Raw genomic sequence first — 13,233 nt, 5'->3', positions numbered from 1 at the left:
AGTCGGTGATACTGTATAGTGGTACTCAGCGGCACGCAGTACTGGACGGAGGCGGGACGCACGGTGGAAGACCTGACGGAGATGCTCAAGGGCACGCTCGAAGGGTGTGTGCTGGAGATCATCGGCAGCGAGGAGACCTACGGCTACGCCATCACCCGTCGCCTGAACGGGCTCGGCTTCGCCGACGTCGTCGAGGGGACGGTCTACACCATCCTGGTGCGGCTGGAGCGGAACGGACTCGTCCAGGTGACGAAACGGCCCTCCGGGGTCGGCCCGCCGCGCAAGTTCTACTCGCTCAACGACGCCGGCCGCGGGGAACTCGCGACGTTCTGGGCGAAGTGGGAGTACGTCTCAGCACGCATCAACAGACTCAAGGAGGGCGGGAGATGAAGTTCTGGGAGACCATCACGGGCAGCGATCTCACCAGGGAGTGGAAGGCGTTCGACGCCCGGGCCGAGGCCCTGCCGGACGAGTACCGGAAGGCCTGGGACCAGATCAGGGGACACCTCCTTCCCTACGGGAACTTCACCGGCCGCAACCTGCTGCCGATCCTCGACTCCGCCCTGGGGCTGCTCGAACAGGCCGCGGCGGACGGCCAGAGCGTCCACGAGGTGCTCGGCGACGACATCCCCGGGTTCTGCTCGGCGCTGGCCGGCGGGGAAGGGGCGCGCACCTATCGCGACCGGTGGCGCGAGCAGTTGAACAGGAACGTCGCGAAGAAGCTGAGCCGGCTGGAGGGCTGACGTGCGTATCAACGACATCATCGAGGGCAAGAAGCAGTGGCGGGCGCACGTGGCCCGGGTCAAGGCGCTCCCGCCGGACTACCGGATCGTCTACAAGGAGATGCAGACGTACCTGTTCAAGGTCGGACCGGTCGACCTGCCCGACGGGGATCTGCTTCCCGGGATCGTCGACTTCTTCGAGGAGGGCGCCGCCGCGGGCAAGGGGGTCCTGGAGCTCATCGGCGACGACGTCGCCGCGTTCGCGGACGGTCTGATCAAGGACTCGCGTACGTACGCGGACGTCTATCAGGAGTCCCTCGGCAAGGAAGCCGGCACGGCCGGGAAGTGACACCCGCCCCGGCGGCGGCGCCACGGTGATCACGGTCCTGGACCGGCCGGCGCCGCAGGCGCGCGGCTTCAGCGCGCCGTGCCCGGGGCGACGCCCCCGGCGACGCCGGCGTGGGCGTGGGCCTTGGCCGTGGCCCGCGGCTTCGCCGAGGCATCGGCGGCACCCTGGCCGTAGAAGACACCCCCGGCGGCGTGCTGAGCATGGTTCTCACCCTGTGCGCCGCACCCGGACACCGGCCCGGCCCGGCCGAACTGCCCGACCAGGCCACCGCGTAAGGCGAGGACCGCTGCCGCGGAACGGTGGGGCGGGCCCTCGTGCGGTTCGCGCACCGATAGGCCTTGCCGGTGACCGTGCCGGGTGCGGCGGAGTCGCCTGCGCCGGGGCGGGAGCCGGGGCGTGGTAGGGCTGGGCATGGTCGTCGGCGGGTGCCGGACGACGAGTGCCGGCACACGCCCCCGAGGAGATCGCCGATGGCCGACGTGGTCTTCGTCGCCGTGACCGTCGCGTTCTTCGGTGTGCTGGTCCTGGTGGTGAAGGGGGCCGAGCGCCGGTGAGCGCGGAGAACGCGGTCGGCCTGATCGTCTCGGTCGGCCTGCTGCTCTACCTCGTCCTCGCCCTGCTCTTCCCGGACCGGTTCTGATGGGCGACGCCGCCGCCGGGCTGACGACGATCGGTGTGCTGGTGGCCGCGCTGGCGGCGGCGCACGTGCCGATGGGCGAGTACATGGCGCGGGTGTACACGAGCCGCCGGCACCTCGCCGTCGAGCGGCTGGTCTACCGGGTGGTCCGGGTGGCTCCGGACAGCGAGCAGCGGTGGACCGCGTACGTGCTGTCGCTGCTGGGGTTCTCCGCGGTGTCGGTGCTCTTCCTGTACGGCTTCCTGCGGATCCAGGGCGTGCTCCCGCTCTCGCTGGGATCCGGTGCCGTGCCGGCCTCCGGCGCGTTCAACACCGCCGTGTCGTTCGTGACGAACACGAACTGGCAGTGGTACTCCGGCGAATCGACCCTGGGGTGCCTGGTGCAGATGGCCGGTCTTGCGGTGCAGAACTTCCTGTCGGCGGCGGTCGGCATGGCGGTGGCCGTAGCGCTCGTACGCGGGCTGACCCGGTCCCGTACCGACCAGCTCGGCAACTTCTGGGTCGACCTGGTGCGCGGGACCGTGCGCATCCTGCTGCCGGTGGCCTTCGTCGCCGCGATCGTGCTGGTCGCGGGCGGCGCGGTGCAGAACTTCACCGGCCCCCAGGACATGCGTACGCCGGGCGGCGGGGTGCAGGCGCTCGTCGGCGGCCCGGTGGCCTCGCAGGAGGCGATCAAGGAGCTGGGCACGAACGGGGGCGGGTTCTTCAACGCGAACTCGGCGCACCCCTTCGAGAACCCGAACCCGTTCACGAACCTGGTGGAGGTCTTCCTCCTGCTGCTCATCCCGAGCGCGCTGCCCCGGACCTTCGGGCGGATGGCCGGCAGCACCCGGCAGGGGTGGGCGGTCCTGGCCGCGATGACGGTCCTGTGGGCCGGGGGCCTGGCGGCGGTGACCGCCGCCGAGGCCGCCCATCCGGGCAGCGTGCCGCAGGCCGCGGGCGCGTCCATGGAGGGCAAGGAACAGCGTTTCGGCGTCTGGAACTCGGCGCTGTTCGCCAACGCGACGACCATGACGTCCACCGGAGCGGTGGACTCGGCCCACGACAGCTACACCGCCCTGGGCGGCGGGATGCTGCTGCTGAACATGCTGCTGGGGGAGGTGTCGCCGGGCGGAGTGGGATCGGGCCTGTACGGGATGCTGGTCATGGCCGTGCTCGCGGTGTTCCTGGCGGGGCTCATGGTGGGCCGCACGCCCGAGTACCTGGGCAAGAAGATCCGCGGACGCGAGATCACGTACGTCGCGCTGTACGTACTGGCGATGCCGCTCGCGGTGCTGCTGGGCACCGGCCTTGCCCTCGGCTTCGCCGGGCCGCGCGGGTCCGTCCTCAACCCCGGCCCCCACGGACTGTCCGAGGTGCTGTACGCCTTCACCTCCGCCGGCAACAACAACGGCAGCGCCTTCGCCGGACTGGGCTCCGGCACCGTCTTCTACAACGCCGCGCTGGGGGTGGCGATGCTCGTCGGCCGGTTCCTGCCGATCGTCTTCGCACTCGCGCTCGCGGGCTCCCTGGCGCGGCAGCGTCCGGTCCCGGTCGACGAGGGCACGCTGCCGACCCACCGGCCGCTCTTCGTCGTGCTGCTGGTCGGCGTCGTGGTCATCGTGGCGGCCCTGGCCTTCTTCCCCGCCCTCGCGCTGGGCCCGCTCGCGGAGGGGCTGTCATGACGTCGGCCACACCCCCGCGCCGGGTCACGGCCGGCCTCTTCAGCCCGAGGCAGTTGCTGGTCTCCCTGCCGGACGCGTTCCGGAAACTGGATGTACGGCACATGGTGCGGGCCCCGGTGATGTTCGTGGTGTGGGTGGGCTCCGTACTCGCCACGGTCTTCGCCATCCGGCACGCCAGTGTCTTCTCGGTGGCCACCGCGGTGTGGCTGTGGGCGACGGTGGTCTTCGCCAACCTCGCCGAGGCGGTCGCCGAGGGACGCGGGCGGGCGCAGGCGGCCACGCTGCGGAGGGCCAAGCAGGAGACGGTGGCACGCCGCCTGCGCGCGGACGGCACCGAGGAACAGGTGCCGGGGACGCAGTTGCGGGTGGGCGACCTGGTCGTCGTCGAGGCCGGCCAGATCGTCCCCGGCGACGGCGAGGTGACCGAGGGCATCGCCAGCGTCGACGAGTCGGCCATCACCGGGGAGTCGGCGCCCGTCATCCGCGAGTCCGGAGGCGACCGTTCGGCGGCCACCGGGGGCACCAAGGTGCTCTCCGACCGGATCGTGGTCCGTATCGCCGTCGAACCCGGCAAGAGCTTCATCGACCGGATGATCTCTCTGGTGGAGGGCGCGGTCCGGCAGAAGACGCCCAACGAGATCGCGCTCAACGTCCTCCTGGCCTCACTGACGATCGTCTTCCTGCTGGCCGTGACCACGCTCCAGCCGCTCGCGGCCTACTCCGGGAGGCAGCAGCCGATCGTCGTCCTCGTCGCCCTGCTCGTGTGCCTGATCCCCACCACCATCGGCGCCCTGCTGTCCGCGATCGGGATCGCCGGCATGGACCGGCTCGTCCAGCACAACGTGGTGGCCATGTCCGGCCGCGCCATTGAGGCCGCCGGGGACGTGAACACCCTGCTGCTCGACAAGACCGGCACGATCACCCTCGGCAACCGGGAGGCCACCGGCTTCGTACCCGTCGGCGACGTCTCGCGTACCGAGCTGGCCGACACCGCCCAGTTGGCCAGCCTCGCCGACGAGACCCCGGAGGGCCGGTCCATCGTGGTGCTGGCCAAGGAACGCTACGGCCTGCGGGCCCGCGAGGAAGGGGTCATCCAGCATGCCCGCTTCGTACCGTTCTCCGCCCAGACCCGCATGTCCGGCGTGGACCTGGACGACCGCCGCGTACGCAAGGGCGCCGCCGCGGCGGTGATGAAGTGGGTGCGTGAGAACGGCGGCCACTCACCCGCGGACGCCGGCGCCGCCGTGGACGCGATCAGCGCCGAAGGCGGCACCCCGCTCGTCGTCGCCGAACATCTGCCGGACGAACCGGCGCGGGTGCTGGGCGTCATCCACCTCAAGGACATCGTCAAGGCGGGGCTGCGCGAGCGGTTCGACGAACTGCGCGCTCTCGGCATCCGCACCGTGATGATCACCGGCGACAACCCGGCCACCGCCAAGGCCATCGCCCGCGAGGCCGGCGTGGACGACTACCTCGCCGACGCCACCCCCGAGGACAAGCTCGCCCTCATCAGGACGGAACAGAGCGGCGGCAGGCTCGTCGCGATGACCGGCGACGGCACGAACGACGCCCCGGCCCTGGCCCAGGCCGATGTCGGCGTGGCCATGAACGCCGGCACCACGGCCGCCAAGGAGGCCGGGAACATGGTCGACCTGGACTCCAACCCCACCAAGCTCATCGAGATCGTCCAGATCGGCAAGCAGCTCCTCATCACCCGCGGCGCGCTGACGACGTTCTCCATCGCCAACGACATCGCGAAGTACTTCGCGATCATCCCCGCGATGTTCGCCGCCGCCTATCCGCAGCTCGACGACGTCAACGTGATGCGGCTGGCCACCGCCGAGTCCGCGATCCTCTCCGCCGTCGTCTTCAACGCGCTGATCATCGTCGTCCTGATCCCGCTCGCGCTGCGCGGGGTCCGCTACAAGCCGACCAGCGCCGGGGCCATGCTGCGACGCAACCTCGGCCTCTACGGACTCGGCGGCATCGTCACACCCTTCATCGGCATCAAGCTGATCGACCTCGTCGTCTCCCAGCTCCCGGGCCTGTGAAGGAGGTCCACGCCTTGACCACCAGCTTCCTCCGGCAGGCCGCGGCAGGACTGCGCGTACTGCTGGCCCTCACCGTGGTCGTCGGCGCCGGCTACCCGCTCGCCGTCTGGGCCGTCGCCCACCTCGCCTTCCCCGGCCAGGCCGACGGCTCGAAGGTCACCGAACACGGCCGTACGGTCGGCTCCTCGCTGCTCGGACAGGACTTCGCCGGCCGGCAGTGGTTCCACTCCCGGCCCTCCGCGGCCGGCGCCGACGGCGGCTACGACGCACTGGCCTCCGGTGCCTCCAACCTCGGACCGACGAACGGGGAACTCCTGGCCCAGGTCCGGCAGCGCCGGACAGCAGCCGCCGCCCGGGACGGCACGGCCCCCTCCCGCGTACCGGCGGACGCCCTCACCGCCTCGGCGAGCGGACTCGACCCGCACATCTCCCCGGCGTACGCCCGCCAGCAGGCGCCGCGGGTGGCCACCGCCCGGGGCCTGGCCGGCCGGCGCGTCCGTGCCCTGGTCGACGGCCACGTGGAGGGACGCGTCCTCGGCTTCCTCGGCGAACCGCGCGTCAACGTCCTGGAACTCAACCTCGCGCTGGCACAACTCGCCCGGAAGGGGTGAAGGCAACCGTGCCGCGCGGAACGCTGCGCGTCTACCTCGGGGCCGCTCCCGGGGTGGGCAAGACGTACGACATGCTCGCCGAAGGCCAGCGCCGGGCCGGCCGGGGCACCGATGTGGTCATCGGGTTCGTCGAGGACTACGGACGGCCCCTCACCCGGAAGATGACCGAAGGGCTGGAGACCGTACCCCGCAGGACCATGACCTACCGCGGCGCCACCTTCACGGAACTCGACCCCGACGCCGTCCTGGCCCGACGGCCCCAGGTCGCCCTCGTCGACGAACTCGCCCACACCAACGTCCCCGGCTCCCGCCACGAGAAACGGTGGCAGGACGTCGAGGACCTCCTCGACGCGGGCATCGACGTCGTCTCGACCGTCAACATCCAGCACCTCGAATCGCTCAACGACATCGTCGAGCAGATCACCGGCATCCGTCAGCACGAGACCGTCCCCGACGACGTGATCCGCCGCGCCGACCAGATCGAGATCGTCGACATGTCCGCCGAGGCCCTGCGGCGCCGCATGATCCACGGCAACATCTACCCGCCCGAGAAGATCGAGGCCGCCCTCGCCAACTACTTCCGCTCCGGCAACCTCACCGCACTCCGGGAGATCGCCCTGCTCTGGGCGGCCGACCGCGTCGAAGAAGCCCTGCTCCGCTACCGCCAGGACCACGGCATCCACGAGCCGTGGAACACCCGCGAACGCCTCCTGGTCGCCCTCTCCGGCGGCCCGGAAGGCGAGACCCTCATCCGCCGGGCCAAACGCATCGCCGCACGCGGCGCCGGCGGCGAGTTCCTGGCCGTCCACGTCCTCCCCAGCGACGGGCTCACCAGCGCCTCCCCGCAGCTGCTTGCCCGTCAGCGGGACCTGGTGGAGGCACTCGGCGGCACCTTCCACACCGTCACCGGCGACGACCGCGCCCACGCCGTCCTCGCCTTCGCCAGGGAAGTCAACGCCACCCAGATCGTCGTCGGCGCCACCCGCCGCAGCCGCGTCAAACAGCTCATCCGCCGCGGCATGGACGAAGTCCTCATCGAAGGATCCGGAGACGACATCGACGTCTACGTCGTCACCCACTCCGAAGCCGCCCACGGCCGCTGGCTGCGCCGCCGCACCCGCACACCCGGGACCGCACCGGAGAGGGACGGCGACCGATCATGACCGTGCGCACGCGTCCGGCGGCACCGGTCAGGCCCGGGGCGGTGCGGTCGACGCGCGGGTCACCAGTTCTGTGGCGAGTTCGATGTGGTGGGACTCCACCTTCTCGCCGTTGGCCAGGCGGAGCGCGGTGCGCAGCGCGACGCCGCCCATCTCCCGCAGCGGCTGGCGCACGCTGGTCAACTGCGGCGAGGCGACGCGGGCGAGGAGCGTGTCGTCGAAGCCGACCACGCTCAGGTCCTCGGGGACGCGCAGGCCGCGGGCGCGGGCGGTCTCGATGACGCCGAGGGCGATCTCGTCGTTGCCGGCGAACACCGCCGTCGGCCGCTCCGCCAGGTCCAGCAGCGCCGCGGCGCCGGCCAGGCCGGTGTGGTACTCGAACTCTCCGGTACGTACGTACGCGGCGGGGACCGGCGCCCCCACCGCCTCCATGGCGGCGCGGTAGCCGTGTGCGCGGGCCTGGTTGCACGCGGCCACGGCCGGTCCGCCGAGGTGGGCGACGCGGCGGTGGCCGAGGGAGAGCAGGTGCTGGGTCGCGGCCAGGCCGCCGGCGAAGTTGGTCGCCCCGACGCTGTTGATCCGGCTGTGCGGCAGGTGCAGCGGGTCGAGCACGACCGCCGGCAGGCCGGCCCGGGTCAGCGCCTCCAGATGCGCCTCGGTGTAGACGCTGGTGACCCCGATGAGGGCGCGGCGCCCGGCCGTGACCAGGTCCCGCGCCCAGTCCGGGCCGTGGGACGACTTGCCGACCACCACCGAGACCCCCAGCTCGGCGGCGGCCTCCACGATGCCTTCCACCGCCTCGGCCGCGTACGGCTTGAGGTCGCCCGCGAACTGCACCTCGATGGTGCCGCTCTGCGGCACCTCGGTGTGGCGGAACACGGGCGCGAAGTAGTCGTGCTGGTGCAGCAGTTCCAGCACCCGGGCGCGGGTCCGCGGCGCCACGTCGCTGCGGTCGTTGACCACCTTGGACACGGTCGCGACCGAGACACCCGCCGCCCGGGCGATGGTCGCCAGCGTGGTGCGCCTAGTGTCCGTCGGCATCGGCTTCCCCCAGCTTGATGTCGACCGGCGTCGTGAGCCGCCGGTCGTGGCCGACCAGCCGGGCGGGGCCGGTCAACCGTACGGTAACGCTGCAGGGGAGGTCGGCCGACGAGGTGCCCACCAGCGCCTCGACCTCGCCGGGTTCGACGATCCGCCGCAGGTCCCGGCCGGTGAACGCGGTCCGGTCGGCGTGCACATGGAACCGCACCCGCGCGCTCGCGCCCGGCTCCAGGTGGACCTGGGCGAAGCCGGCCAACTGCCGGACCGGCCGGGTCACCTGGGCGACGACGTCGCGCAGGTAGAGCTGGACGGCCTCGCGACCCGCGCGGGCACCGGTGTTGCGCACCCGCACCGACACGGTGAACTCGCCGACGGTGGGTATCCCGGCCGCGCTCACGTGCGGGTCGTCGATCTCGAAGGCGGTGTACGACCTGCCGTAGCCGAAGGGGAACAGCGGCGTCGGGTCGATGCTGCTGATGCCGTGGGTGTTGCCGCCGAGCGGCGGCTGGAGGTACGTGCCGGGCTGGCCGCCCGGCCGGCGGGGGATCTGCACCGGCAGCCTGCCGGCGGGCTGGACCCGGCCGGACAGCACGCCGGCGATCGCCGCCGCGCCCTCCTGACCGGGCATGAACGCCTGGACCAGGCCGGCGGCGCGGGGATGGACCTCGCCCAGGGCGTACGGGCGGCCGGAGACCACCACCACGACCACGGGCGTACCGGTGGCGAAGAGCTGGGTGAGCAGGTCGGCCTGCACGCCGGGCAGTTGCAGGTCCTCGGCGTCGCAGCCCTCGCCGGACGTGCCGTTGCCGAACATGCCCGCGCGGTCGCCCACCACGGCCACGCACAGGTCCGCCGCGCGGGCCGCGGCCGTCGCGGCGGCGAAGCCGGACCGGTCCCCGCCGGACACGTCGCACCCCGGCTCGTGGACGATCTCGGTGTCCGGGAGTTCGCCGCGGAGCGCGTCCAGGACGGTCGGCACCGTCACGCCGAGGCCGAGGCCGGGGTGGCGGGGCAGGACGTGGTTGGGGAAGGCGTAGCAGCCCATGAGGGTGCGCGGGTCGGCGGCGCACGGCCCGATCACGGCGACCCGGCCCGGCGCCGTACGCCCTTCGCCGGAAGCGCCGGGAGCGCCGGGAGCGCCGGACGCACCGGACGCACCGGACGCACCGGACGCACCGGACGCACCTGACCCGCCGAGCAGCGGCAGCGCGTCGCCCGGGTCGAGCAGCACCACGGACCGCTCCGCCAACTCCCCGGCCAGCTCCCGGTTCTCCGGCGAGTCCAGATCGGCCTCACCCGCCGCGGCGACCGAGGACTCCGGCGTCCAGCCGGGATCGAGCAGCCCGAGCCGCACCTTCTGGGTGAGCAGCCGCCGCACCGCCCGGTCCACCAGGGACTCGGGCAACTCGCCCCGGCGGACCCGGTCCGCGAGGTGGCGGCCGAAGCCCACGGTGTCGGGCAGCTCCACGTCGATGCCCGCGCTCAGCGCCATGACGCCCGCCTGGCCGGTGTCCTCGGCCACCCCGTGCATGCCGGCGAGGAACGCGACCGCGCCGTAGTCGGAGACCACGGTGCCGGTGAACCCCCACTCGTCGCGCAGCAGATCGGTCAGCAGCCAGGAGTCGACGCCCGCCGGGACCCCGTCCACGTCGGTGTACGCGTTCATCACAGAACCGGCTCCGCCCACCGCCACCGCGGTCTCGAACGGCGGCAGCATGACGTCCATCAGCTCGCGGCGGCCGATCGGCACCGGCGCGTGGTTGCGGGCGGCGCGCGAGGCGGAGTACCCGGCGAAGTGCTTCAGGGTGGCGATGACGCCGGCGCCCTCCAGGCCGGAGACGTAGGCGGCGCCGAGCATCGAGACCAGGTACGGGTCCTCGCCCATCGTCTCCTCGACGCGCCCCCACCGGTAGTCGCGGACCACGTCGAGGACCGGCGCGAGCCCCTGGTGCACGCCGACCGCCCGCATGTCACCGCCGATCGCGGCCCCCAGCCGCCGCACCAGCTCCGGGTCGAACGTAGCGGCCCAGGCGAGGGCCGACGGATAGACCGTGGCGCCGTACGTGGTGAATCCGGTGAGGCACTCCTCGTGGACCAGGGCGGGGATGCCGAGCCGGGAGCCCTGGATGACCGTGCGCTGCTGGCCGACGAGTTCGGCGGCGCCCTCCGCCGGGGTCACCGGGCGGCTGCCGTACACCCGGGTGAGGTGGCCGAGACCGTCCCGGGCGGCCTCGGCCAGGGGCACGCTTCCGGACTCGAAGACCTCCTCGATCGGCGCCACGCGATGGCCCCCGGCCCGCCCGTCACCGTCCCCGTCGCCGTCGCCGCCGTCCCCGTCGGCGCCGCCGTCCTCGCCCGTACGCACGTTGCCGTTGCCGACCCAGCGGCTGCCGAGCTGCGCGACCTTCTCCGCCACCGTCATCTCGGCCAGGAGGGCGTCGACCCGGTCCGCCGCCGGCAGCGCCGGATCCCGCCAGCGGGGAGTGCTCCGGCCCGGCTCCGGGAGTGATTCAGCCGTGGGCATCGCGCCCTCCTCTGCGATTGATCGCCAAGTATCGAAACATTTTCGGGCTTCCGTCAGGCTCCCCCTGAAGTCGTCACAGCCCGAGAGTAGGCGCAAAGCCGTTGAGCGACAACGGGCTTACCCATCCCTTGACAGCCCCACAGCCGCTCCCTAACTTGCACACACGGGGCCTACAGAAGCGCAAATTTCGAAAAGTTTTCAGTCACCAGCTCGGCGGAAGCTGACGACCTCGCGAGCGGAGAAAACACATGGCAACCCACCTTTCTCGTCGTACCCTCCTCAGCCTGGCGGCCAGCGTGCCGGCGTCCGCGGCACTCGCCGCCTGCGGCTCGTCCGGTCCCGGCGACGGCGGCGGCGACGGCCCCACCGCCACGTACTGGCACCTGAGCGGCCAGCCCCAGGAAGGCGTCAGGAACGGCGCCGTGGAGCGGTTCAACGAGGCCAGCTCCAAGGGGCGGATCGAGACCACGACCTTCGAGAACGACGCGTACAAGACGAAGATCAAGACCGCCATCGGCGCCGGGAAGGCACCCACCGTCATCTGGGGCTGGGGCGGCGGCACGCTGCGCACCTACGCGGAGGCCGGCCAGGTCGACGACCTCACCCCGTGGTTCGAGGAGAACCCCGAGGTCAAGGACCGGCTCTTCCCGTCCTCGTTCGGCGCGGCGACCGTCGACGGCAGGATCTACGCGATGCCGTTCGAGAGCGTGGAGCCGATCGTCCTGTTCTACAACAAGAGGGTCTTCGACGATGTCGGCGTGCAGCCGCCCGAGTCCTGGGACGACATCATGGCCCTGGTGCCCGAGCTCAACGATGCGGGCGTGGCGCCGTTCTCCCTCGGCGGCCAGTCCCGGTGGACGAACATGATGTGGCTGGAGTTCCTCTTCGACCGCATCGGCGGCCCCGAGGTGTTCCAGGCCGTCTTCGACGGCGAGAAGGACGCCTGGTCCCACCCGGCCGCCATCGAGGCTCTGACCAAGATGCAGGACCTGGTCAAGGCGGACGGCTTCATCAAGGGCTTCTCCTCGATCACCGCGGACTCCAACGCCGACCAGGCGCTGCTCTACACCGGCAAGGCCGCGATGATGCTGCACGGCTCCTGGTCGTACGGCATCCAGCAGGCCGAGGGCGGGGACTTCGTCTCCAGCGGCGGCCTCGGCTTCATGAACTTCCCGCCCGTCGAAGGCGGCAAGGGCAATCCGGCCAACTCCGTCGGCAACCCCGGCCAGTACCTGTCCATCTCCTCGAAGGCCAGCGCCGAGGAGAAGAAGATCGCCAAGGACTTCTTCGCCAACGGCGTCCTCACCGACGCCGAGGTGAAGGAGTGGATCGGCACCGGGGCGGTGCCGATCCGCAAGGGTTCGGAGAAGCTGCTGGCCGAATCGGAGAACGCCGAGTTCCTGGAGTTCGTCTACGGCATCGCCAGCAACGCCGAGGTGTTCGGCCAGTCCTGGGACCAGGCGCTCAGCCCGACGGCCGCCGAGACCCTGCTGGACAACATCGTCAAACTGTTCCAGTTGTCCGTCTCGCCGCAGCAGTTCGTCGACAACCTCAACGCGGTCATCGGCAATTGAGTACCGTCACCGGCACCACGCGGCGCGGGGACCGGCCCGGCATCCTGCCGTGGCTGGCCGTGCCGGCGCTGGTGTTCTTCGTCGGCTTCGCCATCGTCCCGCTCGTCGGCGTCCTCCTGCTGAGCTTCACGACGTGGGACGGGATCGGCGACATCCACCCGTCCGGTCTTGACAGTTGGCGGGAGGTGCTCACCGACCCCGGGCTGCCGCACGCCCTCTGGGTGACGTTCCTGGTGATGGCCGTGTCCTGGGCGGTCCAGACCCCGGCGAGCATCCTGCTCGGCACGTTCCTGGCCGGCCGCCAGCGCTACCGCGCCGTGCTGAGCGTGGTCTACTTCATCCCGCTCCTGCTCAGCTCCGCGGCGATCGCGGTCGCGTACAAGGCGCTGCTGGACCCCAACTTCGGGCTGAGCGCCGGGCTGGACGTGGAGTGGTTCAGCAAGGACTGGCTGGGGCGCCCCTGGCTCGCGTTCGGCGTCGTCATCTTCATCGTCTCCTGGCAGTTCATCCCGTTCCACGCGCTGATCTACCAGGGGGCCGTCCAGCAGATCCCCCAGTCCCTGTACGAGGCCGCGCAACTGGACGGCGCCGGACGGGTCCGCCAGTTCTTCAGCATCACGCTGCCCCAGTTGAAGTACACCCTCATCACGTCGTCGACGCTGATGGTGATCGGGTCGCTGACCTTCTTCGACCTCATCTTCGTCCTGACCGAGGGCGGCCCCGGGGACGCCACCCGGGTCCTCGCGCTGGACATGTACAAACGGGGCTTCCAGGCCAACCTGATGGGACCCGCCAGCGCCATCGCGGTCATCCTCGTCCTCGTGGGCCTCGCCATCGCCCTGCTGCTGCGCCGGCTCGGCGGCAAGGACGCCGGCGAGAGCCAGCTTGAGGGAGTCTGAC

At 71.5% G+C, this 13,233-nt stretch carries 13 protein-coding genes and 1 pseudogene; 12 read left to right on the top strand and 2 right to left on the bottom strand.

What is annotated here, in order from left to right:
* Positions 1-63 precede the first annotated feature (63 nt).
* From B124_RS27055 to B124_RS27010, 10 genes and pseudogenes are all read left to right on the top strand, one after another.
* Positions 64-390 carry a PadR family transcriptional regulator gene (locus B124_RS27055; RefSeq protein ID WP_496505584.1) on the top strand — a complete coding sequence of 109 codons (327 nt, stop codon included), beginning with the start codon at positions 64-66 and terminating at the stop codon, positions 388-390.
* Positions 387-743: a DUF1048 domain-containing protein gene (locus B124_RS27050; protein ID WP_496505583.1), complete on the top strand. Its 357-nt coding sequence runs from the start codon at positions 387-389 to the stop codon at positions 741-743. Before B124_RS27055 ends, B124_RS27050 begins: the two co-directional genes overlap by 4 nt.
* Position 744: 1 nt before the next feature.
* The gene (locus B124_RS27045; RefSeq protein ID WP_496505582.1) at positions 745-1,071 is read left to right on the top strand and encodes a DUF1048 domain-containing protein; all 327 of its coding nucleotides are present in this window, start codon (positions 745-747) and stop codon (positions 1,069-1,071) included.
* 86 nt (positions 1,072-1,157) lie between these two features.
* Positions 1,158-1,346, top strand: a pseudogene (locus B124_RS27040) (hypothetical protein); the annotation flags it as partial.
* 150 nt (positions 1,347-1,496) lie between these two features.
* Entirely contained in the window at positions 1,497-1,625 is a 129-nt protein-coding gene (locus B124_RS27035; protein WP_496505581.1) for a hypothetical protein, read from the top strand.
* Entirely contained in the window at positions 1,622-1,711 is a 90-nt protein-coding gene (gene kdpF / locus B124_RS27030) for a K(+)-transporting ATPase subunit F (RefSeq protein ID WP_496505580.1), read from the top strand. Before B124_RS27035 ends, kdpF begins: the two co-directional genes overlap by 4 nt.
* Positions 1,711-3,372, top strand: a complete 1,662-nt coding sequence (kdpA, locus tag B124_RS27025) for a potassium-transporting ATPase subunit KdpA (RefSeq protein ID WP_496505579.1) — start codon at positions 1,711-1,713, stop codon at positions 3,370-3,372. The genes kdpF and kdpA overlap by 1 nt, the downstream gene beginning before the upstream one ends.
* The gene (gene kdpB, locus B124_RS27020; protein WP_496505578.1) at positions 3,369-5,423 is read left to right on the top strand and encodes a potassium-transporting ATPase subunit KdpB; all 2,055 of its coding nucleotides are present in this window, start codon (positions 3,369-3,371) and stop codon (positions 5,421-5,423) included. The genes kdpA and kdpB overlap by 4 nt, the downstream gene beginning before the upstream one ends.
* A 14-nt stretch (positions 5,424-5,437) precedes the next feature.
* Positions 5,438-6,034, top strand: a complete 597-nt coding sequence (gene kdpC, locus B124_RS27015; RefSeq protein ID WP_496505577.1) for a potassium-transporting ATPase subunit KdpC — start codon at positions 5,438-5,440, stop codon at positions 6,032-6,034.
* A gap of 8 nt (positions 6,035-6,042) precedes the next feature.
* Positions 6,043-7,197, top strand: coding sequence for a universal stress protein (locus B124_RS27010; RefSeq protein ID WP_496505576.1), 1,155 nt, complete (start codon positions 6,043-6,045; stop codon positions 7,195-7,197).
* Between the two features lie 27 nt (positions 7,198-7,224).
* Here the strand turns inward: B124_RS27010 and B124_RS27005 are convergent, their stop codons facing one another.
* Both B124_RS27005 and B124_RS27000 read right to left on the bottom strand, forming a co-directional pair.
* Positions 7,225-8,235 (bottom strand): LacI family DNA-binding transcriptional regulator, encoded by a 1,011-nt coding sequence (locus B124_RS27005; RefSeq protein ID WP_496505575.1) that lies wholly within the window; start codon positions 8,233-8,235, stop codon positions 7,225-7,227.
* Positions 8,219-10,759, bottom strand: coding sequence for a beta-glucosidase family protein (locus B124_RS27000; RefSeq protein ID WP_496505574.1), 2,541 nt, complete (start codon positions 10,757-10,759; stop codon positions 8,219-8,221). The genes B124_RS27005 and B124_RS27000 overlap by 17 nt, the downstream gene beginning before the upstream one ends.
* A 248-nt stretch (positions 10,760-11,007) precedes the next feature.
* Here B124_RS27000 and B124_RS26995 point away from each other — a divergent pair, with 248 nt between their 5' ends.
* Together B124_RS26995 and B124_RS26990 are read left to right on the top strand one after the other, a co-directional pair.
* Complete coding sequence (locus tag B124_RS26995) at positions 11,008-12,333, top strand: extracellular solute-binding protein (protein WP_496505573.1); 1,326 nt, start codon at positions 11,008-11,010, stop codon at positions 12,331-12,333.
* Positions 12,330-13,232 carry a carbohydrate ABC transporter permease gene (locus B124_RS26990; protein ID WP_496505572.1) on the top strand — a complete coding sequence of 301 codons (903 nt, stop codon included), beginning with the start codon at positions 12,330-12,332 and terminating at the stop codon, positions 13,230-13,232. The genes B124_RS26995 and B124_RS26990 overlap by 4 nt, the downstream gene beginning before the upstream one ends.
* Position 13,233 lies beyond the last annotated feature (1 nt).

This window comes from Streptomyces sp. CNP082 (assembly GCF_059570535.1).
Note: the sequence above shows the minus strand (reverse complement) of the source record. Positions and strands in the feature narration are given on the sequence as shown.